Below are 25802 nucleotides of genomic sequence, written 5' to 3'. Positions count from 1 at the left end.
CTAAAACAAAAGGCCACTTTTTTATAAAAAAGTGGCCTTTTGTTTTTCTTCTACTATAAGTTATTTGATATCAATGCCGTCTTTTTTAAAACGACACATATACATTTCTCCAGTAGAGTTTTTGTATGAAGTATGAATCATCACATCATTAATCATGAAATAAACGTTAGTCATACCTGAAGTTTTTACAACTTCAATCATTTTTGCTTTTTGGATTCCTCCTTTAAATAAAGCGACTAATTCTTCTGTTTCTGTATGAAATAAGTAATCCGATTTTCCTTCTGAAAATATACCTATGTACTGCTCTACAAAAGATTTAGCATTTGTCTCGTTGTACTCTACTCCTTTTACTCTTGAAAGATGTTCATCAGTGATTTTATCCAAATCTACCGCATGACATAAAATTGTTGAAAGTAGAATTCCTAGGGTAAGGGTAATTTTTCTCATTCTGATTGTTTGATAATAGGTTGTTAATAGTGTTGCTCACACTATGTTAATTAAGTTATTAAAATAAGTAATATCGCAAATATGTATAATTGAAGAGGAATAGGTTTTAGTTGTTAAGCATCATTATCTTAAATCGAGATATTTATAGTTTATTTTTTAATTCTTTCACAACATGGAATACGACAGGGCAAGTTAAGGTATTTCTAGCATGTAATGCAGGACGTTGATTAAACCCTTGATTCTGTGTTAAAGGATACTCCCTACAAGCTTTAGGTCTTGCCTCATAAATAGAACAGTAATTATCTGCTCCAAGAAAAGGACATGGTTGTCTATTCATTACATAATCACCATCAGCATCCACTTTCATAAAGTCAGAAATCACTTCTGTTTCTTTCATTCTTAAGTGTTTTCCGATTCTCTTTACATCTGTTGCAGTAACTACAGGGCTTATCGTTTTACAGCAATTCGCACAAGCAAGACAGTCAAAAGTCTCGAAAGCAGCTTCATCCGTATCGTTAACGATTTGATCAATCTGTTTCCCTTTTTTCTGTTTCTTTAGTCTCTGTAAAAATGTTTTGTGTTCTTTAAATTTTGTTTTGGCATTTTTTTGCCAATCCTGATATAAATCCATAATTAATTTACTAACTGATAAGCTTTCATCGTATCTTTTATAAAGCAGTAGACTCTTTTTTGAGTAGCATCGTATAGAACAAAATTCACCTTTCTATCCGGTAAATTTATCTCTCTTTCCTCTGTTCCATAAAGTGATTTAAACTTGAGCTTCCCTCCTTTTAACCAATAAAATTCCTTATCTGTAAAGCCTATTGATCTACATTTCGAGATATAAAATGGTTCTGATAGAATATTCCCCAACAGATCAAACACGTATAGCCCTTGATATTCATCAACAACATATAAGTTATTTTGATATTCTCTAATCCAAGTTGGGTTCCAAGAAGGTTGGTTGATAATTTGTTCGAGTGATACATCCAAGCCAATATTATTTTGATCTGGATAATATTTTTTCAATCTAAAAGCAGGCTGATCATACAGCCATATGCCTCCATCAGTTGAATTAGTAGCTACAGATGCATATTCTACTAAACTAGGATCGAATAAATACTCATTTTGTAATGTCAATTGCTGACCTAAAATTTGTATACCCTGCCAATCTGGAGAAAATACCGTAGTATTTAACATTGGCCATGCATCTATCTGAATTTCTGCTGGAGTAGTCGGAGAATACCTTCTATGTACTTCCTTTCCTATGTATTGTGTAACATTACCTTGTGAGTCTACAACATATACTTTACCTGTACGATCTATATCAACAGAAGACACTTCACCTACAGTAACTTCAAAAAGTAGTTCCTGCCCCTTTACAGTAAAAGAGGCAAGTACAAAGCAAATGATACTATTTATAAGTAAGTAACTCCAATTTTTCTCCATCGAAAGTTGCATATGTGTCATAAGAAAGCCATTCTCCAGTATTAATATATCTACCTCCTTGATCTAATTCAAGATCCAAAGGCAAATGCCTATGACCAAAGATATAATAATCTCGATATTTTTTTGCTTGTTCTTCTTGACAATATATCCATATCCACTCTTTCTCCTTACCATGAAACTCATGGTCTTTCTCTGCACCGGAAGCTCTAGAATGTCTTGACCAATTTTGTGCGATTCCCATTCCAATGGTTGGATGTAAAAAACCAAAAAGCCACTGACACATTTTATTGGCAAATACCTTTTTCAGAAACTTATAGGTATAATCGCCTGGTCCAAGGCCATCACCATGCCCGATATGAAATGTCTTACCGTACCATTCTACATCGATAGGTTCTCGGATTATTTCTACTCCTAGTTCTTTAGGAAAGTAATCAAACATCCACATATCATGATTACCAGTAAAAAAGGTAATCTTTACTCCTTTATCTACAAGTTCAGCTAGCTTACCCTGAAAACGTAAGAAGCCTTTAGGAACTGCAAAACGATATTCAAACCAAAAGTCAAATAAATCGCCTAATAAATATATATGTTCAGCATCTTCTGCTGCCATGTCTAACCAACGGCAGATCTTTTTTTCTCTTTTTAAACTCTCTTCTTCAGATGGAGTTCCTAAGTGAAAATCGGAAGCAAAATATATTTTCTTGGACATTGAAATTTACGAATTGTTTATAATGACTTTTGAAGTGTAAATCTAAGAGTATAAAATAAAAAAACCGACACTCTATTACAGAATGTCGGCTTTGTATGATATTCGGCGAAGCCAAGATCAGATTTTTAGAATCTTTTTTCTCTAACTTTCGCAGCCTTACCGTAGCGACCACGTAAGTAGAATAATCTTGCTCTTCTTACTTTACCTCTTCTCAATACCTCGATCTTGTCGATGTTTGGTGAGTTTAATGGGAAGATACGCTCTACACCAATACCGTTAGAGATCTTACGTACAGTGAAAGTTTCACCTAAAGATCCTTTGTTACGACGTTGGATAACTGTACCTTGGAACTTTTGAACACGCTCCTTGTTACCCTCTTTAATTTTTACGTATACGTCTACCGTATCGCCAGCGCCGAAAGCGGGATGTTTCTCCATGTTGGATGAAAAATCCTTTTCAACTTTTTTGATTAAATCCATTGTGTGATAAATTTATCAATACAAAAATTTTCGAGATGCAAAGGTAGAGAATTAAATTTTATAATAAAAAGGAAATAGTAAATACCTCGTTAATAAGAACAAAACCATCACTCACTCTAATAAATCAAAGGAAAAACTACTTTTCTTTCTTTAGGATAGTCGTCAAAATGAGATAGATACCACTCATGATGGTCCCTTGCTCTTGGAATTAAGTTCGCTAATGTCCAACATAAAAAGCTAAGGCTTCCAAAACTCGGAACGATCAACATAAAACCAAACCATTCTACAATTTCACCAAATAAATTGGGTGTGCTTACCTTATCAAATAAAAAACCTCTAGGTATTACGTAGTGGGTTTCTCCAGGCTTTCTTAATGACAACAGTATGTTATCGGATTTAATATTGATACTCATCCCCAACACAAATAATAAACCACCTAATAATAGTAAATAGTTAGAATGCAAGATCCAATCACTCCCTAAAAAGTATCCATTTAAAGTTCCATTGACAGAGTTAAACAGCATTGCAGACAAGGTAATAATCAAGGGCATCTTCTTTTTCTTATTGGGCATTCTTAAAGGGAAAATAAATGTTCTATTCAAATAATGGATGCTCCATAATAGCATTCCAATAAATGCTTGGTTAGAAGTTTCCATAGTACCATCAGAACCAAAATAAAACCCTACCCATAACCCAATAGGTGAAATGATCTCCATGATAAACCATCCTAAAGAATTTGGAATTACAGGCCCCCAATCAGATCTTGTATGACGACCAAATGGGGCAGTAACTTTACCATAAAATAAAATCACAAAAGTAGCAATACCTAAAATGATCCATAATAAAGAAAAAGTATTGATACTCTCGTGTAGATTGAAGTTTTCTGAAAAGTTCATTCTCTTGTTTTGAAATTGTACTTCAAAATAAAAAAATAATGTTTTGCTTAATCCTTATATTGCATAAAATTCTTTGAAGTAACCTTATTTGAAAGAATAATTGCATTAAATGAACTATCGTTAGCGTCTTGATACAAGAAATCATTACAAAAGATAAATTTGAAAAACTCTTTCGAGAAGAGTACCCAAGACTCTGTGCTTATGCCAATACTTTTCTAAAAGATATTGAAGCTTCAGAAGATGTAGTACATGATGTACTTTTCAAGCTTTGGGAAAATCGAGAATCAGTAAATATTGATACCTCAATAGAAGCTTATCTATTTAGAGCTATCAGGAATAAATGTTTAAATGTAATCCGTCACCTTCAAGTAAAAGAAGATTACAAATCACATAATCAATCTGTGTTAGAAGAAGAAGCCATACAATCGGCAGATGTGATGGAAGCTTCAGAACTAAATCAGAAAATTCATCAAGCAATAAACAGTCTTCCTGACAAGAGGAAAGAGGTATTTATGATGAGCAGGTTTGAGGGATTAAAATATGCTGAGATCGCTGAAAAATTAAGCATCAGTATAAAAACAGTTGAGAATCAAATGTCTAGTGCATTGAAATACCTCAAAACTGAGCTTTCTGCATTTATTTCCATTTTAATTTTCATTCTTTTATAATTTTCTGATTTCACCATAGGGGTATTCTCTATGGTAAGTGTCTTCTAATTGATTATGGAAAACTTTTCACAAATTGACGATATATTACTTACAAAATTTTTAACCGGTGAAACTTCGGAGAAAGAAAACGAAGAAGTGGAAATTTGGCTTAAGAATGATGTAAAAAATCAACAATACTTTGATGAATTACAAAGTGTATGGATGCTTACTGCAAAAACTGAGGTTCCGGCAGTGAGTGTTAATGTTGATAAGGCTTGGGAACGGATGTCCCAACAGATAGAAGAAAAGAATACCACAAAAGTGGTCACCTTCTCCCCTTGGTACAAATACTCTGCGGGAGTGGCTGCTATTGTTTTAGTATTCTTTGGTATTCGATGGTATTCAGGACAGCAGGCCACTCCAATTGAGACGACTAAATTCGTTGCTGTTGATGTTCCTCAACTAGATACTTTAACCGATGGGTCACTGATTACATTGAATGCAGGGACAACATTGGCTGTCAACTCCTTTGAAGGAAATTCTAGAGAGATGGAACTCGATGGAGAAGCTTATTTTGAAGTAGCCCACAATGAAGATCAGCCATTTATTGTGCATACCCAATATGGAGATGTTACTGTTCTAGGCACTAAGTTTAATGTCAACACCTCATCAGGTAAAGTTGAGGTAACTGTAACAGAGGGCTTGGTAAAGCTCACTTCAAAAGAAGATAAATATGTTTTGCTAAAGAAAGGAACTCAAGGTATAGCTGCATTAGACACAAGTACACCTAAGAAAAAAGAAATCAATACTGTCAATGAGATGTTCTGGAAATACCAGAAGCTCAACTTCAAAAATGACAGTTTTGATGAAGTGATCAGTGCTATTGCAAAAGCATATAAAGTCGACATTCAAGTTAAAAACGAAAACCTTTACAGGAATAAAGTCACAAGTAGCTTTGATCATGAAAAAATCGAAAGTGTATTTGAAGTGTTAGAAGCCACTTTAGGTATCAGAGTTCAGAAAACCGGTGACAAAGCATACTTAATTGACTAAATGAAATCCTATATATTAACAAGCATTTTTGTTCTGATTCTTATACAAAATGTATCAGGAGTAAATACCAGAAGAGATCTCCTAGATAGAATTATAACAATAGAATTTAAAAAAGTCCCCTTGGAAGATGCTTTAGATAAAGTAAGTGAAAAAGGGGGATTTTCTTTTTCCTATAATCCAAGTATTATTGACTTCAACCAACTGATTTCCTTAAAAGTACAAAATACTACCATTGAACAGATCCTTTTGGAAATGTTTGGTAGTGCTTATGATTTTAAACAAGTAGGTGATACACATATAATTATTCGTGATGCTTTTAGTTTAACAATCCGACCTATGGAAGATAAACGAAGGCTCACACCACAACAACAAGCACGATTAAAAGAAGATATTCCCTTAGTGGGACAGGTCGTTGATGAAAAAACAGGCAAAGGTATCGAAAATGTAGTTATCTACGATGAGCAAAGAAAGATGCTAACATTAACGGATAGCTTAGGCTACTATAAACTAGATGTTCCTGTTGAATACCTTAATAAAGGGGTCTACTTTAGAGGTAGAGGGTATTATGATACCATGGTACAATTTGACCCAGATAAGGAAGAAAAGTTCATTAAATACAATATCGCTTTAACGCCTTATAATAACTTTACATCTCCTGTTGATAACGACTTAGCCTTGAATGGATCCAACCCATATACATTAGGTTTTGTACAGAGATTTGTTCCGAAAAAGGTAGACATCATCTCTAATAACTTAGATCAAACTGAGACTAGAGTGTTCCAATTTACTTTAGTGCCTTTCCTAAGTAATGCCAATTTCTTAGGTGGATCATATGTCAATAAGGTATCATTAAATACTTTTATGGGATATTCTGCCGGAGTAGAAGGAATTGAAATTGGTGGTTTAGTCAATATCAATAGATATAAAGTAACTGGTGTACAGATTGGTGGTTTAGCCAATATTGTCGGTGGTAATGTTAAAGGTGTTCAGATTGGTGGTATTACCAACTACAACATGAACAAAGTGGATGGATTGAGTGTTGGTGGTATTTTTAATATGGCCAAAGATTCTACCCTAGGAATGCATGTTGGTGGTATTGTTTCAATGACCAGAAAAAATGTTTATGGATTACAAATTGGGGGTATTTTAGCTGCGGCCAAAACTAATGTACATGGTATGCAGCTAAGTGGTATCTACAACTATGCAGAATCCATTAATGGTATGCAAGTTTCTGGTATTACAAGTAGTACCAAAGAAAATATCAATGGTATGCAATTAGCCGGTATTAGTAATTACGGTAAAAATATCAATGGAGCACAAGTTTCAGGAATATTCAATATTGTATCCGATACTACGAAAGGTGCTCAGATTGCTGGTATTTATAATAGATCAGAAGAAATGAATGGTTTACAGATCGGGCTTGTAAACTACGCCAAAAAAGGCAATAATAGTATACCCATTGGTTTATTCTCTTGGTACGATGATGGGTACCACTCAGCAGAATATAGTGTAGATGAATTTAGTTTTGTTAATTTTGCTTTTAGATCAGGATCTAAGAGATTCTACAACTACTATCAATTTGGTTACCAATTTAACCAAAGAGAAAATTTAAATGAAGGTCTTTCCTTTGGAGGAGGGGTAGGTACATTTATTGGAAATAGAATCAATATTGAGGGTGGAATACATTCTTTCTATCAGATTGAAGAAGATCAGTTTACTGATTCTTATGTTCGTGTGGCATTAATGTATGCCCAACCTATCGGTAAAACTTTTACATTCGTTATTGGTCCTACAGCAAATTATCAGTTGAATTTTGATGATAATACTCTACCATTCGACCCACCTTCATTCTATACCTATCACACCAACAATAGTATATTATGGATATCTGCAAAAGCGGCATTAAGAATAAATTTCTAAAATTATTATAAATGAATAGGGGGAAATTGGTTTTGATGTGTCTTTTAATTGAAAGGAAATAAAACTTAATTATTTATCAATTACTATGCATTTCAAGAACAACTACTTCCAATCAAAGAAAAAGGTAGATTACTTTAAAGCTGCCTACTCTAAAATTCAACAAATTGAAAAAGAAGAGTTTAACAAAACATATCATTCTATCCTTAAACAAATAAAATTGTGTGGATGTGAATAAACTAAAAACTCCTGTTTATAAATCAATATAAATAGGAGTTTTTCTTTTGAATTTTTAGTTTTCAACAAGCTTTCATCAAAGTTATCAACATTTTATCAAATCTTGAATTGTTAATAGACTTGAGTCTTTTCACATGATTTAATCAGAATATGACAATATTTTATTCCAATAATTATATATTTTAGTTAGGAATTATAATATTCAATTAATTATTCACTTGTGATTGATAGTTATCAACATTAATGATAGGGCAATGTGAATAACTATAAACTAACCAGCACACATTGTGAATAACTTTTAATTATTACTCCATTTTTGTACTCAATTCTACCATTGTCTTCGGTGACATTCCATAGAAATTCTTAAATGCATCTGAGAATTTTGACAATCCTTTAAAGCCTAGTTCTTGAGATACTTCTGTTACACTCAATCCTTTATCTACAAGCATCACTCTTGCCTCTTCCATCCTAACATGGTTATAAAATTTATAAACAGGACGGCCAAATTCAGCTTTGAAGTCTCTGATTAATTTTGATCTGCTTAAACCAAACTCATTACAAATTTCTTCTAGGTTGGGAGTTACAGAAAGGTCTTGAGTTATGTATTCTTTTACCTCAAACATCCTTGCCGTATCATGTACGCTCAACCTACTCGTATCCGCTGATTTTCTACTTCCTAGTAAGTTCATGGTCTCAGCAAGAATAATCAGTGACTGTCCATAGATTTTTAATTTCCTTGCCACTTTTTCTTCAACAGAAAATATTTTTTCCAAAGCCGTTACCACTTCAAGGTTAAAGGGTTCAAAAAATAACCATGGATCATTACTACTAATGATTTTCTTGACTTCTTCTTTTTTTGCTCCTTCTATTAAATCAATTAAGGTCGTTTTCCTCACCAAAATTGTAAACCACTCACAATATCCAGTGGCTTCACTCTGATTAATCAACGGGTATTTTAAGTTGGTAATCATTATACCTCTCTGTCTTTTGGGACCGAAAACTTCAATGTTATTTTCGGATTCATAGATATGTGTGATCTCCCCTTCTTTCAACATCATTAGGTATACAAAATCATTACTCTGGAGAATAGGATTATGTCTAACGTTAACTTTGGATCGCATTTCACTTTTATGAATCACCAATTTAATATTGTCTAATTCGGTAAAGAACTCATAAGTGGCTTTAGCTATTTTATTATCTACAGTAAGCATTTTTCCATCAAACTTGCCATTCACTAATTCGGCTAATTGTTCTGGAAAAGGCTTTTCCGATTCATGATCTATGTTATATATCTTATCTTCGTCTAAAGTCATGTGTACTGAATCATTTTCATCAAAAATATATGAGTAAAGATAAATTAATAGTATTTGATAAGATTAAGAAAGGAAAACCCAAGAAAAATCCTAAAACATTAACTGATCAACTTACTATACTTTGGGCAAAAGTACAGAAACTTAAAAATAGAAATAACAGAATTACTAGTGATTTAGTGAATATGAAATCTGCATACGAAGAATATGTAGAAAAAGAACACAAGCAACGGTTCCAAGAGTTATATAAACTAATTGAACAATTATTGTTTCTCGAAAAAGATGCAAAATTAAGTAGTAAGCAACGTCAAGTTTTTCAAGGTATTATTAATCAGCTTATGGTCGATGCTCTTCAATCTCCTTTTATTGATACAATGGGCTTCAGAGATTTAATCCCAGAATATAAAAGTGCACATGAGAAGAAGTCAAAAAAGAAGACAAAAACACAACAAAAGAACGAAAGAAAACAAGAGGTACTCAACTATCTTCAGTATAAATCAAATCATTTAGAAAACATTGAATCTTATTTTTCTGAAGAACAGTGGCTAGAAATGTTATCCAATGATGAAAAAGTTAAAAAATATTTTGATCAAATAATTGCTCCTATCCTTTATCAAAAACAACTAAAAAAGGCAATTCATGAAGCTAACAACGTACACAACTCAAAAGAGAAACATAATATTGACAATCAGACAAATACACTTGAGATAAAACATACATCTGTAAATAGTCTTTATAAGCAATTGGCAAAAAAATTGCACCCTGATAAAACACAAGATGTACATGAAAAGGATAAGTTTCATGATTTAATGATCGTTATTTCAACTGCTAAAAAGGAAAATGATTTAATTACTTTATTGAATCTCTATACAGAATATTTTAAAGAGGAAAATGTAAAGTTTAATGAATCTGAAGCCGAACACTTATATCAAATACTAAAAAATCAGCTATCAAAACTAGAGGAAGAAAAAGCTAACTTACTATCATCTCCAATGGATGAATATATTTATAAGATATTTGCAGGAGTATCTGGAAGAGGCATCACTAAAAAAGCCTATTCTATGGCAAATGATGAAAAGGTAATATTTCAACAGTATCAGCATTTGTTGAATGAACTTCCAGATGAACTTTCACTAAAAAATTATCTTCAAAATTATATTTAGACCATGAGTAGTTTAGAGCTTATTGCTGTTATTTTTAGTATAACTTTTACTGTCTTAGCCATAAAAGAAAATATTTGGTGTTGGGCAGCTTCTACTATATCTGTATCTATTTATATGTATTTGTGTATTACTGCAAAATTATATGCAGAAACAGGTTTACAAATATTCTACCTGATCATGAATGTAGTAGGATTTTACCAGTGGAAGTTTAAACGAAAAGATCAAGAAATATTACAATTATCAGAATGGTCTTTAAAAACACACATTATTCTTTTCATAATTGGAGGTATTGGAATTTATATCCTTGCATCTGGGTTATTAAAATATACCGATGCTGCATTGCCTTTTGTAGATTCTTTTACAACTGTATTCAGTATAATCGCCACCTTTATGGTAACTAGAAAGATCGTTTCTAATTGGTTATACTGGGTAGTGATCGATGCAATATCAGTATATATGTATTACATCAAAGGGTTTCAATTAACCTCCTTTCTATTTATTGTTTACACTCTGTTAGCTGTATGGGGTTATTATCAATGGAGAACCGAATATGGTGAAAAATATATTGATCACAGGGCCTGAATCAACAGGCAAAAGTACTATCTGCATTGCGTTAGCAGAACAATATGATACTCTTTGGGTAAAAGAGTATGCAAGAGATTATATTGATCGTTTACATCGACCGTATATCGAATCTGATCTGAAAAAGATTGGTGAGAGACAGTTAGAAATACAAAAGATCAACTTAGAATTAGCCCATCAGTTTCTCTTTTGTGATACTGGGTTAGAGGTCATAAAGATTTGGTCAGAATATAAATACAAGCGTTGTGATCCTTGGGTAATTGAACATCTATCATCTCAACAATTTGATGCTGTATTTCTACTCGATATTGATGTCCCTTGGGAATATGACGAACAAAGAGAACATCCCAATCCTGAAGATAGAAAGGCTATTCTAGAAATTTTCAAGAAAGAATTAACAGATATCTATGGTGGATATCATTTAATCAATGGTAACCTCTCCGAAAGGATAAAAAAAATTACAGATATACTAAAAGAGGTACCTGACTAATCAAGTACCTCTCTTTTTTTACTTTGTTGTTGATACAATATCGGAATATAAAGCATCTCCTACCTCTAGATCCATCATAAACATTGTCGTACCAAATGAAGATAAATCTACATTCATTACGTTGTTCATTCCTCCAGTAAAGTGTTCTCTATAAACTTCCTTACCAATCATATCTCTAAAGATAATTTCAAATTCTTCTTCGAGGTTATTGTTGGTTCTTACTTCCATTTTCTTCCCTCTGATATTAATAACAAATCCTGCATTTAGAGCCTCCCATTTATTAGATATAAATGAAATCTTTTTGTTTGGAGCCACTCTGATTTGTTTTACAATCTTTTTGTTTTCGAATAGAAGTTCTAATTCATAATTCCCCTCAGGTACTTCTTTAAAGTTTAATACCTTTTTACCTTTTTCTGTAAGGTTTTTTGCCTCTACCTCTACTTTGTTAGAATCTATCAAGTGATAAGTGATAGACTTACTGTAGATTTCATCTACATCAATTACGATAGATGATCGTTTGGGTGTTAGTGAGAAATTTATTTCACTTTGGGCATACGCGACATTACCTAACATACAGATGCATGTCAGCATTAAAAGTGTTAGTTTTTTCATTGTAATTTAAGTTAAAGTAAGTTTAAATAGATTGAACTGTTTGAAACTAATGCACAGCTGCAAAATTAAGATAAAAATCGTTAGAGAAAAATAGTTATAACATATAATGTACTGCAATTTAGCAGTTTTTTGATAAAACGTTCTGTTTACACCATTAAAAAGTATAATAAAAAGCATGTAATGTCCAATTTTTAACATTACATGCTTCAATATCCTAAGTCACTTAGAATGTAACAGTTAAGTTTCCATAGAAATTAATAGGGGCTGTTACAAGGTATTTATTTGTGTTATTATCCCAAACATCTACATACCCATAATTATAATAGAAAGAATTCGTTAAATTATTTCCAATAACTGAAATTTGTATATGATCATTGAGAATATATGATGCTCTGGCATTTAGTAAGAAGTATCCATCGATAATATTTTCATTTGCATTATCAATATATGATTCACTCTGATACCTCAAAGTAGCACCTATTTCAAAGCGATGAATCATATACAGAATATCTTGATTTACAATCCAATTTGGTGTCAAAATTTGACTGAATTCCACCCCTTGGTCTTTCACTTGTGAGTAATTATAAGAGGTCGAATTCTTTAATTTCCAATGCTCGTTTAAATGATAAGTCACTTCTAACTCAACACCCGTTCGAATACTACTTTCTACATTACTCGTTAAAGGCAAACCATTTGGCCCTAATTGACCATCAAGTATATACTCATTATCAAAACTCATATAAAAACCATTTAGGTTTGCATTCCAATTCTGTTTTGATACTCGAACTCCAAATTCTTGATCTACAACATATTCTGGATCTGTACCTCCGATCTGAGGAGCTCCTGTTGAGTCTGCCAACAAGTTATCCCAACCTCCAAACATATCGTTTCTTGTGGGTTCTCTACCTGTTTTCCCAATGTTATAGTATACATCCCAAGAGGAATCAATCTTATATGTCACTCCACCTTTAGGATTAAAAAAGTTCCATTCTAATTTTTCAAAGGATACATCACCTTCATAATCAAATGATGCATATCGATATTGTAAATCAACAAAGAAATAGAAATTACCCAACTGATACATTGCTTTAGTAAAAGCACTTATTTCATTCTTGTAGCCTGTATTTTTATAAAATAAAGACGGGTCATAAGTATTTGTTCCAACATGATCTCTAGCATACCAATCCATCAACACTCCAGTAGTCCATTTCAAATGATCAGTTTCGTATTGATAATTAGAGTAAAACCCTACAAAATTAGAGGTAAAGGCATAGTTGTCGAGTGTATCAGGGGTAGTATCATAGCCTAGCCAATTGTAATCATAATTACCATCAACATAGCTATAAAAAACACTAGTGTTCAATGTTGACTGATCTGAAATCGACCATTTATTTGATAACGAAGAAAACGTTTGTGTAAAGTTATCTCTTTCATTAACGTTAGCATTGGTTCTAGGATCTTCATCGATCAACTCTTGTGATACACCTGCCCAAGCCAAACCATTCTTCTGATTACCTGCAAAAGTCGTAAACCTCAAATCGTACTTTTCTTTAAACAAACCAGCACTAACAAAACCTGAAACAGAATTATTATCAGCATTATATTTATAATTATCAGAAGCTAAATGAGATGCTCTAACATATATTGCTTTGTCATTTTTAACACCAGAATTATATTCACCTGCAATTCTGTAACTATTAAATGAACCATATCCACCTTCGAGCTTAGCATAAGTAGAATCGTACAAGTTGACGGAAGCAAATTGTATACTACCACCATAACTAGCTGTACCGTTTTGAGTTGTCCCTACTCCTCTTTGAATCTGCATTGAGCTTACTGAGTTGAGAAAATCTCCAAAATTTGCAAAATAAAAGCCTTGGTCTTCAGGTTCATTTAAAGGAACACCATCCAAGGTGAAATTAATTCGACTTTGATCTATCCCCCTTAATCTAAAATAAGAATACCCTTGATATCCACCCGCATCAGAATAAACGGTCATAGAAGGGCTTTCAGACAGAAGGAAAGAAGGTTCTTGTCCGATATTTTTGAAAGAGATATCTTCAACCAATAAATCCTCGTAAGCAACGGGAGTATATTTTGTGGCTAAAAAAGACGATGAAATGATGACTTCATCAAGGTTAGTAATACTATCCTCATCGAACATACTTTTTTGGGAAAATACATTTACAGACGAAAGAATAGAAATTGAAAGGAAGAGTAAATATTTTTTCAATTTGATTAATGTGTTTTGATGATAAAAGATGAAAGGGTCGCAAAGGTATTTATTTAATAACAACAAACACACATCAAAAAAGAACTTTTAAAGTCATTATCTATTATTTAAGCGAACAACTCACTTAAAAAATATGATTGTTATAATTTTCTATTTATATCCTTCTATTTCAATTTGTTGATTTTGTAAATTCATAAAAAAAAAGGCACCTTCCAATACGAAAAGTGCCTCTAATATATTCTAATATGAATTCAAATGATTAATCCTCAAATGAATATGTCGCTTCCATACGTTTTTTGATAATATCGTTTCCTAAATTACCAATAGAACCTTCATGGTTATGATTAACTGATCTTTCAGGATTGTATTCTCCCTTTTCGATACCTTCACCAACAATCACATATGCCTCTCTGAATGGAATTCCCTGTAATACTAGCTTATTCACTTCTTCAACAGAGAATAGGTAATCATAAATTGGAGCTTCTAAAAGATCTTTTGTTGGTTCCATCTTTTCGAACATTAACTTGGTCATCTCAAGACAATCGTTTAACATCTCAAAAGCTGGCAACAACATTTCTTTAATCTGCTGAAGATCTCTATGGTATCCCACTGGAAGATTACTCAATACTGCCATAATTTGGGTAGGCAATGAAGTAATCTGATTACATCTTGCTCTAGTTAACTCCAATACATCTGGGTTCTTTTTATGAGGCATAATACTCGAACCAGTTGTAAACTCATTAGGGAACTTGATAAAACCAAAGTTACCACCGGCATACATACAACCATCCATCGATAATTTTGCAACTGTAGCTGCTACAGAAGCCATTGCATTGGCTACGTGATATTCCGTTTTTCCTCTACCCATTTGTGCGTAAACAACATTGACTGCCATTGATTGGAAATCCATCAACTCAGTTGTTCTTGTTCTATTTAATGGGAAAGATGAACCGTAACCTGCAGCAGAACCCAGAGGGTTTCTGTCAGTGATATCGTAGGCAGCTTTAAGCATCACCATATCATCTACCAATGATTCTGCATAAGCTCCCAACCAAAGACCAAATGATGATGGCATAGCCACTTGCATGTGCGTATAACCAGGCATCAAGTAATCTTTAAATTCGTCAGACTTCTTGATTAATGTGTCAAAAAGATCTTTTGTATTTGCTGCTACATTTTTAATAGCATCTCTTAAATACAATTTTAAATCTAGTAAAACTTGGTCGTTTCTTGAACGTCCTGAATGTAGCCTTTTTCCTACATCACCATAACGCTGTGTCAATAACATCTCTACTTGAGAATGTACATCTTCTACACCGTCCTCAATGACAAAGTCACCTTTTTCAATCTCTTCATAAATCTCTTGAAGACCTTTTAAAAGTGTATTCTTATCTTCTTCTGTTAAAAGACCTACCTCTGCCAACATTGTCGCATGAGCCATTGAGCCTTTTACATCATATGGTGCTAGTAAAATATCTAATTCTCTATCCTTACCTACTGTAAACTTATCAACTTTTTCATTTACTGTGTAAGTGGATTTTTGCCAAAGTTTCATAACTATATTTTATATTATAAGAGTTTATCGCTACTCTTCAATGATTCTTTTTTTATTAAAAATTGAGCTTTAATCGAAGTTACCCTAACTATTCGTTATTGTAAATGATACTTGCTCCTTCAAGTACTTTTATATATCCTTCAATACCTTTTACGATTTCATCTACAAAGATAAACTCATTGGCGGTATGTGATCTCGCCGAATCACCCGGTCCCATCTTTAATGATGGAATTGGCATTAGCGCCTGGTCAGACAATGTTGGCGAACCATAAGTTTCTTTTTGTAGCTGAAGTCCAGCCTTAATAACTGGATGGTTCATAGGAGCACCAGATGGGTTTAATCTTGTTGATCGAGGTGTTACTGTACTTTTCACATATTTCTTGATGATCTCTAAAGTTTCAAGATTTGAGTATGCATCCGTAGTACGAACATCCACTACATACTTACATTCTGATGGAACTACATTATGTTGAGTTCCTGCCTCAATGCAAGTTACTGACATTTTAATTGGTCCTAATGTACTCGATGTCTTTGGAAAATGAAATGTTCTAAACCATTCTATATCCTCGATCGCTTTATACAATGCATTAACACCTTCATTTCTTGCTGCATGCCCTGATTCCCCATGAGCAACACAATCCAACACCATCAAACCTTTTTCTGCTACGGCCATTTGCATTAATGTAGGCTCACCAACAATTGCAAAATCGATGTTGGGTAATTGATCCCAAACGTCTGCAATACCGTCTCTTCCTGAAATCTCCTCTTCGGCAGAAGCACAAATCACTAAGTTAAATGGCAAGTTTTCCTTTTTATAAAAGTAAAGGAATGTAGCTATTAAACTTACTAAGCATCCACCAGCATCATTGCTACCTAATCCATATAATTTCCCCTCTTTTACGATAGGATTAAATGGATCTAATGTCCAATCTTTATTGGGCTTAACTGTATCAATGTGTGAATTCAATAAGATGGTTTCCTTTGCTGGATCAAAATGTACATTTTGTGCCCAAAGGTTATTTTTATATTGATGAACTTCTACTTCATTTTCAACGAAAAACCTAGCAACAACTTCTGCCACATCATCTTCATCTTTTGATAATGATTCAGTAGCTATCATTTGTTTTAATAATGCAATGGCTTTCTCAGTAAGTTCTTGATGTTTCATATTTGGTATTGGTATTATACAATCACGGTAAAGATATCTTTTTTCTTCTCACCGAAAATAATACAATCAATTAATTAAAGAAAATGCATGCTTTCCAAATGGTCAACATGCATCTTAAATTTATGAAGTTAAATAAAACGACTTAGTGATTTAGCCGATTATTTTTGTGCCTATTGGATCATTAGCAAGTAACCCTTCTACTTTTCCTAACCACACTTCTGTTACAGATGCCTCAATAGCGTCAAATGCGTTTTTGAGCTTCGGTAGCATACCATCAGCTACGATACCTTCCGCTTTAAACTCTTCAAACTTTTTGGGATCAAGTACAGGTACTAATGATGCATCATCATTAACATCTAAAAGTACGCCTGCCTTTTCAAAACAGTATCTTAAAGAAACTTCATGTCCTTCTTGACCAAGTGCCACCGCTACTGCTTGTGCCATTGTATCGGCATTAGTATTTAATAATTGTCCTTTTCCATCATGTGTTAAAGGTGCAATTACGGGTGTGATTCCTTGTGTCAATAAATTAGCAATTGGAGCTGCATTAGCCTTGCGAACATCACCTACGAAACCAAAATCAATTTCCCAGCCTGTACGCTTATCTGCTTCGATAATATTTCCATCAGCACCAGTTAATCCAATTGCGTTTGTTCCTTTAGCTTGTAGTTGAGCAACAATTCTTTTGTTAACCAAACCACCATATACCATAGTAACAACTTCTAAAGTATCTGCATCAGTGATACGTCGGCCATCGACCATTTTTGGTTCGATCCCTAAACGCTGAGCCATAGCTGTAGCTAGTTTACCTCCGCCATGTACTAAAACTTTCGCACCTTCTAAATTTGAAAACTGCTCTAAGAAAGAAGATAATGCTTGTTCATCATTAATAACATTTCCTCCTACCTTAATTACTGATACTTTCATTCTTTGTTTGTTGTTTATAATAACAATAGCAAGGTCTAGAATAAAAATACTCCAGACCTTGCTATTTATCTATTGATCTTTTTCTAAAATAGCTCGTAGAACTGCTGCAGCGGCAAAAGTTCTATTATTTGCTTCTGCAATGATTAATGAATTATCACTATCCAAAACTTCATCGCTAGCTACAACGTTACGACGGATCGGTAAACAGTGCATAAACTTACCATCGTTAGTTAGTGCCATTTTTTCTGCTGTCACTTCCCAAGATTTGTCAGTACATACTACCTTACCATACTCTTTTGTTGATGACCAGTTTTTAGCATAAACAAAATCAGCATCTTTTAACGCCTCATCTTGATTTGTTGTAAATGTAGCATCACCTGCAAATTCAGGATCTAATTCATATCCTTCTGGAGCTGTGATTACCAATTCAACATCATCTGCAGCATTCATCCATTCAGCAAATGAATTTGGTACCGCTTGAGGTAAAGCTCTTGGATGTGGTGCCCAAGTTAAAACTACTTTCTTTTTTGGCTTACTAGAATTCTCTCTAATTGTCACCAAATCAGCAAGAGATTGTAAAGGGTGCCTTGTTGCAGACTCTAAACTTACAATTGGAGAATGAGAGAACTTCACAAAGTCTTTCATTACTGCATCTGTATAGTCTTCCTCTTTACTATTTAAGTTTGGAAAAGATCTTACCCCAATGATATCACAGTATTGGCTAATTACTGCTGCAGCATCTTTTAAATGCTCTGCTTTATCGCCATCCATGATTACTCCATCTTGAGTTTCGATTTTCCAACCTTCTTTATCAATATTCATCACCATCACGTCCATACCTAAATGACGAGCGGCGCGTTGAGTACTAAGTCTAGTTCTTAAACTTGGGTTGAAAAAGATCAGTCCCAACATTTTATGTTTACCAACTTCACTGTAAGCTACAGGATTGGCTTTTATCTCTAATGCACTTTTAACGAGTTCATCTAAATTTGGAACATCGTTTACAGATAAAAATTTCTCCATGATTTTATATTTTCTAATAGACTTTTAAGTCTCTTTATGCCAATTCTTTTGTTACTGCCTCGAATGCATCAACGAATAGTTGAGCTTGTTCTTTTGTTAAAGTTAAAGGAGGAAGTAAACGAATAGTATTTTTGTTTGACGAAGCTCCTGTAAAGATTTTATGCTCTAATAAGATCTTCTTACGAATTGGAGCGACTTCCTCATTTAGCTCAATACCTAACATTAAGCCTTTTCCTCTAATTTCCTTAATAGCAGGATTATCTTTCAGTTGATTTACCAACCATTCTCCTACTTCTACGGATTGAGGTATTAAGTTTTCATTTTTTAAAACATCTAATACCGCAATTCCTGCTGCACATGCTAAATGGTTACCACCAAATGTAGTCCCCAACATACCATAGTGAGCTTCGAATTTCGGGGCAATGAAAATACCTCCAATTGGGAAACCATTACCCATACCTTTGGCCATTGTAACCACATCAGGAACAACATTGTACCATTGGTGGGCAAAGAATTTACCACTACGTCCATAGCCTGATTGAATTTCATCAGCAATAAATACTGCATTCTGCTCATCACACAATGAACGGATCGTTTTCATAAATTCTTCCGTTGGTTCATAGATACCTCCAATACCTTGGATTCCTTCAATGATAACAGCACAGATTTCATGCTCTGAAAAAGCTTTTTTCAATGCTTCAACATCATTAAAAGGAAGGATCAAAGTATCATGTACAGCGTTAACAGGAGCAACAATATTTTTATTATCTGTTGTCGCTACAGCCAATGATGTTCTACCATGAAAGCCTTTAGAAAAAGAGATAATTTTCGTCTTCTTATTGTAGAATGAAGCCAATTTAAAAGCATTTTCGTTTGCTTCAGCTCCAGAATTACATAAGAATAAGTTCCAATCTGTATAGCAACTTGCTTCTCCTAACTTTTCAGCCAATTCTTTTTGAAGAGGGTTCTGAATAGAGTTAGAATAGAATACTAAGTTTTCTAACTGATTCGATAATTTTTCTTTATAGTGAGGATGAGTATGTCCAATTGAAATTACAGCATGTCCGCCATAAAGGTCTAGGTATTTCTCATCGTTTTTATCATAAATCCAAACATCTTCACCTTTAACTGGCTCGATGTTAAATAATGGATATACATCAAATAAATTTGCCATTTTATTCTGTTCTTAAGGTGAAAATTAAAATGCCATTGGTTTAAGGTTTAGACCTGTTTTCTCATCTAAACCAAAGATTAAGTTCATATTCTGAACTGCTTGACCAACTGCACCTTTTAATAAATTATCAATTGCAGATGTCACTAATAAAGTATCATCATGCTTTTCGATACTGATGAAACCTCTGTTGGTATTCACTACTTGCTTCAAGTCTAACGGACCGTCTAATACATGTGTGAATGCAGCATCAGCATAATAATCTTTGAATAATTTTACAGCTTCTTCTTGAGACAAATCAGACTTTAAATAACAAGAAGCTAAAATTCCTCTCGTAAAGTTTCCTCTATAAGGAATAAAGTTGATTTTATGATTGAATCCATCTTGCAATTGATTCAAGCTTTGTCCGATCTCTAATAAATGTTGATGTTGGAAAGCTTTATAATGTGAGATATTACTTGTTCTCCATGTAAAAGCTGTACTTGCCATTAGCTTTACACCCGCTCCTGTAGAACCTGTGATTGCACTAATGTGTACTTCGTCATTTAATTTTTGAGATGCTGCTAGTGGTAATAAAGCAATCTGAATAGCTGTTGCAAAACAACCCGGATTTGCGATATTTTTTGCAGATTTTATTGCTTCTTTTTGAAGTTCAGGAAGACCGTAGATAAATTCTCTATCACCTAACTTCATTGATCTATTTTCTACGATGCCTTCACCTAATCTAAAGTCTTGACTAAGATCTATAATTACAGTAGAAGGGTCGAATGTATTATCTTCTAAAAACTTTACAGACTCACCATGACCTAAACATAAGAACACAACGTCAGCGTCTGCTATTTCTCCAGTAAATACAATATCAGTTTCACCAAAAAGATCTTTATGAACAGCATATAATGGTTTGCCTACTTGTGAGCGGCTATGTACGTATGCAATTTCAATTTCAGGATGATTTAATACGACTCTTAATAGCTCTCCACCAGTCATACCGGCACCGCCAATGATTCCAATTTTCATGATCTTTATCTTTAGTTATTGTAAGTTTGTTTCGTTTTTTTTTCTGTAAAAAAGGATGCAGAAGTAATCTGCACCCTTAGTAGTTATACCAATTCAAGTTATCAGGTTTAAAAACCTAAAAATCTTTTATTCAGTAACAGTCTCTTCAGCAGCTTCTTTCACTTTACCGAAGATCATGTTTTGATTTGCTAAGATTGTCGCAAAACCACGAGCGTCTTCACCAGTCCAAGCATTGTTCATTTCACCATAAGCTCCGAATTTGTCATTCATCAAGTCATATTTCGACTCAATACCTTCTAATTCAAAACGGTATGGATATAATGTTACAAACACTTCTCCTGATACATGGTCTTGAGTATCTGCTAAGAACTTCTCGATATTACGCATCACAGGATCAATCCATTGTCCTTCATGAGTCAACATACCGTAGTAGTTACCTAGTTGTTCTTTCCAGTACAATTGCCATTTCGTTAGCGTATGCTTTTCTAACAGGTGATGTGCTTTAATTGTTAGTACAGGTGCAGCTGCTTCAAAACCAACTCTACCTTTAATACCAATAATCGTATCGCCAACATGGATATCTCTACCAATACCAAAAGGAGAAGCAATTTTGTTCAACTCTTGGATAGCATGTACTGGTTTGTCATATATTTTTCCGTCGATACCAACTAACTCACCTTTTTCAAAAGTAAGGCTGATTTTCTTAGGAATAGTTTCCGTCACTTGTGTTGGATAAGCTTCTTCTGGAAGTGTATAACGAGAACCTAAAGTTTCTTTACCTCCTACTGAAGTACCCCATAATCCTTGGTTAATTGAGTACATTGATTTTGCCCAATCACCATCTACACCTTTAGAAATTAAGAAATCAATCTCATCTTGTCTAGATAATTGATTATCTCTAATTGGTGTAATAATTTCCGCTTCTGGGCAAATAATTTTAAATGCCATATCGAAACGAATTTGGTCATTACCTGCACCTGTAGAACCGTGAGCGATACTATCAGCACCAATGCTCTTTGCATATTCAGCAATAGCTAATGCTTGGAATACACGTTCTGCACTTACAGATAAAGGATATGTATTGTAACGTAAAGCGTTACCGAATACTAAATATTTTACACATTGATCATAGAAAGTTTCTGTCTGATCTAAAGTGATGTGAGACTTTACACCTAAAGTGTATGCTTTTTCCTCAATCTCTTTTAATTCATCATCAGAAAAACCTCCTGTTTGAACGATAGCGGTATGCACCTCTAGCCCTCTCTCCTCTGAAAGATATTTCACACAATATGTAGTATCTAATCCACCACTGAAGGCTAAGACCACTTTCTTACTCATCTCTTCTTAATCTTTTATTGTTTATTTCTTTAGTTTATTTCTTCTACTGTCGATTTGTACCTTGGATCGTTGGGATCAAAAATCATCCCTGTACAAAGACAATGTTTACGTTCTGTACGTTGAAGAATATCATAGTTGACACAACTTTGACATCCTTTCCAGAATTGCTCATCATCTGTTAATTCAGAAAATGTAACAGGTCTATACCCTAATTCACTATTAATTCGCATCACAGGCAATGAGGTAGTCAGACCAAATAATTTCGCAGATGGATATTTTTTTCTTGAAAGTTGGAAAGCTTTCTTCTTAATTGCTTTTGCTAATCCTGTTCCTCTGAATTGAGGATTTACAATTAGACCCGAATTAGCAACATATTTGTTGTGTCCCCAAGATTCAATATAACAAAATCCGGCAAAAGTTCCATCATCAGCAATAGCGATAATGCCTTTTCCCTCCATAAATTTATTTTCAATATAATCTACGCTTCTTTTGGCAATACCTGTTCCTCTCGCTTTTGCCGACTCCTCTATCTGAGCACATATATCTTTTGCATAGTCTTTATGCACATCAATATTTGCCTCAACTATAGTGAAGGTTGATATATGTTTCATTTCTTGAATGGTATTCTTAATTGTCATTTTCGTTCCCGAAATCGGGGTATTAATGAAAATAGTGGTTTATTTTTTATCGACGTCTGTACTTAAGAAAAAAACTTGGTAAAATACTATCAATTAGAAGTGAATTACCAGAGAGAACATCGCTTTCTACGTCGATAAAAATGGGGAGATATACACTCATTACTACATACAATTTTAAAGCTCGCATGTACCAAATTTTTATTGGCGATATATGTATTAAGTGTACTCATTTTTGTTTTCCGATGATTCAAAGTAGATATTTTAAAATGATAAATTCAAGCAAATCAGCCTTTTATTAGTACTTTTTTAATGAATTTAATTTTGTAATGAAAAATTTAAAATACAGAGTGTTAAATTTTGAACACCTCTATATTCGATGTTAAATTTTGAACACTTTGTTCTTTCACATCATTCAACAAAATCTTAAGTATAGAACTTATCATCATATCAAAAACTTAGTTTTATAAGCCACTTTTTAGAGACTAAAATAAGTACTCAATCATACCTTGAGATTTTCTCAAGATCAATAAAATTGAAGAGGATAAAGCTGAATCTTTAATTAAAATAAGTTATGCAACCGTATGCAGAATATAATTCGAATATAGGTCATTGTTATTTTCAGTTTATTTACTGATTTTCAGATATTGATACATCAATTTCATTATCCACAGTACTAAATATGAAAATGAAGAACTTTAGATTTTGGTTCCTTACCATTGCTTTAGGAACACTTGCTTTTAATGCATGTCAACAAAAAAATATGGATGGACACAACGATTTTGATACCTCATCTTACAACAATTATCCAGCATTTGATGGTCAACTTGGAGTAGACTACACAAAAGGGAAAACTTCATTTAAGATGTGGTCACCTACCGCTTCTACCGTTACGCTTAAACTGTATGATCAAGACTTAGGTGGAACTCCTTTCAAAACAGTTGACATGGAAGCGACTGAAAAAGGAACCTGGAGTATTTCAATCAACGAAAATCTATTAGGTAAATATTATACCTATCAAGTTAGAATCGGTGGTAAAGAATTTGATGAAACACCTGGCATTTACGCTGTAGCAACTGGTGCAAATGGTATGAGAGGACAAATTGTTGATTTAGCCTCAACTAACCCTACAGGGTGGGACAAAGACAAAAGACCTCCATTAAAAAACTTAACGGATGCCATCCTATATGAAATCCATGTAAGAGATATTACAATTGCAGAAAACTCAGGTGTTACTAATAAAGGAAAGTTCAAAGGTCTTACTGAAACAGGTACCGTTAGTGATAAAGGCTTAAAAACAGGTATTGATCATATTGAAGAGTTAGGTGTTACTCATGTTCACTTACTTCCTTCATTTGATTATAAAACCGTTGATGAAACAAAATTGGATCAACCACAATACAACTGGGGGTATGATCCTCAAAACTATAATGTTCCAGAAGGCTCTTACTCTACTAATCCACATGATGGAGCTGTTAGAATTAAGGAGTTCAAGGAAATGGTTCAAGCTTTCCATAAAAAAGGAATAAGAGTAGTACTTGATGTCGTGTACAATCACACATCACAAGGTGATGAATCTAACTTCTCTTTAGAAGTTCCAGGATATTACTATAGACAAAATGCTGAAGGAGGATATTCAAATGCCTCTGCATGTGGTAATGAAACTGCATCAGAAAGAGCAATGATGAGAAAATACATGATTGAATCAGTATTGTATTGGGCCGAAGAATATCACCTTGATGGGTTCCGTTTTGATTTAATGGGAATCCATGACACAGAAACGATGACAGAGTTAGCTAAAAGGTTACATGACGAGGTTGATCCATCTATAATCATTTATGGCGAAGGTTGGAATGCTGGAGATTCACCACTTCCAGAAGACAAAAGAGCATTAAAAGCAAATACTCCAAAAATGAATGGCGTTGCTGCATTTTCAGATGATATCAGAGACGCATTAAAAGGTAGTGTCTTTTATGATGATGAAATTGGTTTTGTACAAGGAAATAAAGAGTTAGTTGAGGCAATAAAGTTCGGTGTTGTAGCCTCTACACAACATCCTCAAGTAGACTACTCAAAAGTAAATTACTCCAAGTCTGCATGGGCTCCACAACCAACCCAAACTGTTACATATGTTTCTTGTCATGATAATCATACTTTATATGATAAGCTTAAAGTATCTCAACCAAAAGCTACAGAGAAAGATCTAGAAAGAATGCATCGTTTAACTTCTACTGTTATTTTAACATCACAAGGTATTCCGTTTATTCATTCTGGAGCCGAAATGATGAGAACAAAAGGAGGAGAACACAATTCTTACAATAAACCTGATGCTCTTAACAAATTAGATTACAACTGGAAATTTCAACATAAAGATGTTTTTGAGTACTATCAAGGACTTATTGAAATCAGAAAAGCTCACCCTGCTTTCAGAATGCCTTCTACAGAAATGATTCAAAAACATTTGAAATTTATTGATACAAAAGATCCTTTATTAGTTGCATATACTATCTCTGGTAATGCGAATGGTGACTCAGCAAAGGAAATCGCAGTCGTTTATAATGCAAATAAAAGCAGTAAAAATGTCTCGAAGTTCTTTACAAAAGGAAAATGGAAGATTTTAGCTGATGGCAATAATGCTAACCCTAAAGGAATAAAGACTACATCAAACTTAGTTGTTAACGGAGTAGCACCATTAGTAATGGTCAAAGAGTAAAAAATCAAGAAATAATATTAGAGGGTAATCA

The 25802-nt window shown here is 33.7% G+C and carries 24 protein-coding genes; 7 read left to right on the top strand and 17 right to left on the bottom strand.

Annotated elements, in window-relative coordinates; translation table 11 throughout:
- Positions 1-60: 60 nt before the first annotated feature.
- The 6 genes from HGP29_RS03300 to HGP29_RS03275 all read right to left on the bottom strand — a co-directional run bounded on the left by HGP29_RS03300 (position 61) and on the right by HGP29_RS03275 (position 3980).
- Complete coding sequence (locus HGP29_RS03300; RefSeq protein ID WP_168880922.1) at positions 61-447, bottom strand: hypothetical protein; 387 nt, start codon at positions 445-447, stop codon at positions 61-63.
- 142 nt (positions 448-589) lie between these two features.
- On the bottom strand, positions 590-1078 hold the full coding sequence (locus tag HGP29_RS03295) for a YkgJ family cysteine cluster protein (protein ID WP_168880921.1): 489 nt from the start codon (positions 1076-1078) through the stop codon (positions 590-592).
- A gap of 2 nt (positions 1079-1080) precedes the next feature.
- Positions 1081-1896 (bottom strand): hypothetical protein, encoded by an 816-nt coding sequence (locus tag HGP29_RS03290; RefSeq protein ID WP_168880920.1) that lies wholly within the window; start codon positions 1894-1896, stop codon positions 1081-1083.
- Positions 1862-2605 (bottom strand): UDP-2,3-diacylglucosamine diphosphatase, encoded by a 744-nt coding sequence (locus HGP29_RS03285; protein WP_168880919.1) that lies wholly within the window; start codon positions 2603-2605, stop codon positions 1862-1864. The genes HGP29_RS03290 and HGP29_RS03285 overlap by 35 nt, the downstream gene beginning before the upstream one ends.
- 125 nt (positions 2606-2730) lie before the next feature.
- Entirely contained in the window at positions 2731-3084 is a 354-nt protein-coding gene (gene rplS, locus HGP29_RS03280; RefSeq protein WP_168880918.1) for a 50S ribosomal protein L19, read from the bottom strand.
- 116 nt (positions 3085-3200) lie between these two features.
- On the bottom strand, positions 3201-3980 hold the full coding sequence (locus HGP29_RS03275; RefSeq protein ID WP_168880917.1) for a phosphatidylethanolamine N-methyltransferase family domain-containing protein: 780 nt from the start codon (positions 3978-3980) through the stop codon (positions 3201-3203).
- A 128-nt stretch (positions 3981-4108) separates the two neighbouring features.
- On the opposite strand from HGP29_RS03275, the gene HGP29_RS03270 reads away from it, so the two are divergent.
- Genes HGP29_RS03270 through HGP29_RS03260 form a run of 3 tightly spaced genes read left to right on the top strand, consistent with a single transcriptional unit; the run spans position 4109 to position 7600 of the window.
- Positions 4109-4648: an RNA polymerase sigma-70 factor gene (locus tag HGP29_RS03270; RefSeq protein WP_168880916.1), complete on the top strand. Its 540-nt coding sequence runs from the start codon at positions 4109-4111 to the stop codon at positions 4646-4648.
- Between the two features lie 54 nt (positions 4649-4702).
- Positions 4703-5680: a FecR family protein gene (locus HGP29_RS03265; RefSeq protein ID WP_168880915.1), complete on the top strand. Its 978-nt coding sequence runs from the start codon at positions 4703-4705 to the stop codon at positions 5678-5680.
- Positions 5681-7600, top strand: coding sequence for an STN domain-containing protein (locus HGP29_RS03260; RefSeq protein WP_168880914.1), 1920 nt, complete (start codon positions 5681-5683; stop codon positions 7598-7600).
- Between the two features lie 539 nt (positions 7601-8139).
- Here the strand turns inward: HGP29_RS03260 and HGP29_RS03250 are convergent.
- Complete coding sequence (locus HGP29_RS03250) at positions 8140-9147, bottom strand: helix-turn-helix domain-containing protein (protein WP_168880912.1); 1008 nt, start codon at positions 9145-9147, stop codon at positions 8140-8142.
- A 29-nt stretch (positions 9148-9176) separates the two neighbouring features.
- Between HGP29_RS03250 and HGP29_RS03245 the strand changes: the two genes are divergently transcribed.
- Genes HGP29_RS03245 through HGP29_RS03235 form a run of 3 tightly spaced genes read left to right on the top strand, consistent with a single transcriptional unit; the run spans position 9177 to position 11379 of the window.
- Complete coding sequence (locus HGP29_RS03245) at positions 9177-10307, top strand: hypothetical protein (protein ID WP_168880911.1); 1131 nt, start codon at positions 9177-9179, stop codon at positions 10305-10307.
- Positions 10308-10310: 3 nt separating this feature from the next.
- Positions 10311-10889, top strand: a complete 579-nt coding sequence (gene pnuC / locus HGP29_RS03240) for a nicotinamide riboside transporter PnuC (protein ID WP_168880910.1) — start codon at positions 10311-10313, stop codon at positions 10887-10889.
- Entirely contained in the window at positions 10858-11379 is a 522-nt protein-coding gene (locus HGP29_RS03235) for an AAA family ATPase (protein WP_168880909.1), read from the top strand. Before pnuC ends, HGP29_RS03235 begins: the two co-directional genes overlap by 32 nt.
- 18 nt (positions 11380-11397) lie before the next feature.
- Here the strand turns inward: HGP29_RS03235 and HGP29_RS03230 are convergent, their stop codons facing one another.
- From HGP29_RS03230 to HGP29_RS03185, 10 genes are all read right to left on the bottom strand, one after another.
- A complete protein-coding gene (locus HGP29_RS03230) occupies positions 11398-11991 on the bottom strand; it encodes a hypothetical protein (protein ID WP_168880908.1) in 594 nt (197 codons plus the stop codon).
- Between the two features lie 223 nt (positions 11992-12214).
- On the bottom strand, positions 12215-14224 hold the full coding sequence (locus HGP29_RS03225; protein ID WP_168880907.1) for a TonB-dependent receptor: 2010 nt from the start codon (positions 14222-14224) through the stop codon (positions 12215-12217).
- Positions 14225-14483: 259 nt separating this feature from the next.
- Positions 14484-15779 carry an argininosuccinate lyase gene (gene argH, locus HGP29_RS03220; protein WP_168880906.1) on the bottom strand — a complete coding sequence of 432 codons (1296 nt, stop codon included), beginning with the start codon at positions 15777-15779 and terminating at the stop codon, positions 14484-14486.
- A gap of 88 nt (positions 15780-15867) precedes the next feature.
- Positions 15868-16947, bottom strand: a complete 1080-nt coding sequence (locus tag HGP29_RS03215; protein WP_168880905.1) for a M20 family metallo-hydrolase — start codon at positions 16945-16947, stop codon at positions 15868-15870.
- A 150-nt stretch (positions 16948-17097) separates the two neighbouring features.
- Complete coding sequence (gene argB / locus HGP29_RS03210) at positions 17098-17874, bottom strand: acetylglutamate kinase (protein WP_168880904.1); 777 nt, start codon at positions 17872-17874, stop codon at positions 17098-17100.
- A 69-nt stretch (positions 17875-17943) separates the two neighbouring features.
- On the bottom strand, positions 17944-18897 hold the full coding sequence (locus HGP29_RS03205) for an N-acetylornithine carbamoyltransferase (protein WP_168880903.1): 954 nt from the start codon (positions 18895-18897) through the stop codon (positions 17944-17946).
- 34 nt (positions 18898-18931) lie between these two features.
- Complete coding sequence (locus HGP29_RS03200) at positions 18932-20071, bottom strand: aspartate aminotransferase family protein (protein ID WP_168880902.1); 1140 nt, start codon at positions 20069-20071, stop codon at positions 18932-18934.
- Between the two features lie 24 nt (positions 20072-20095).
- Positions 20096-21085 carry an N-acetyl-gamma-glutamyl-phosphate reductase gene (gene argC / locus HGP29_RS03195; protein ID WP_168880900.1) on the bottom strand — a complete coding sequence of 330 codons (990 nt, stop codon included), beginning with the start codon at positions 21083-21085 and terminating at the stop codon, positions 20096-20098.
- A 126-nt stretch (positions 21086-21211) separates the two neighbouring features.
- Positions 21212-22423, bottom strand: coding sequence for an argininosuccinate synthase (locus HGP29_RS03190; protein WP_168880898.1), 1212 nt, complete (start codon positions 22421-22423; stop codon positions 21212-21214).
- A 29-nt stretch (positions 22424-22452) separates the two neighbouring features.
- Positions 22453-23034 carry a GNAT family N-acetyltransferase gene (locus tag HGP29_RS03185; protein ID WP_168880896.1) on the bottom strand — a complete coding sequence of 194 codons (582 nt, stop codon included), beginning with the start codon at positions 23032-23034 and terminating at the stop codon, positions 22453-22455.
- A 712-nt stretch (positions 23035-23746) separates the two neighbouring features.
- Here HGP29_RS03185 and pulA point away from each other — a divergent pair.
- Positions 23747-25771 carry a type I pullulanase gene (gene pulA / locus HGP29_RS03180; RefSeq protein WP_211093186.1) on the top strand — a complete coding sequence of 675 codons (2025 nt, stop codon included), beginning with the start codon at positions 23747-23749 and terminating at the stop codon, positions 25769-25771.
- The last annotated feature ends 31 nt before the right edge of the window (positions 25772-25802 follow it).

The sequence above is a fragment of the Flammeovirga agarivorans genome, from assembly GCF_012641475.1.
GTDB lineage: Bacteria > Bacteroidota > Bacteroidia > Cytophagales > Flammeovirgaceae > Flammeovirga > Flammeovirga agarivorans.
Note: the sequence above shows the minus strand (reverse complement) of the source record. Positions and strands in the feature narration are given on the sequence as shown.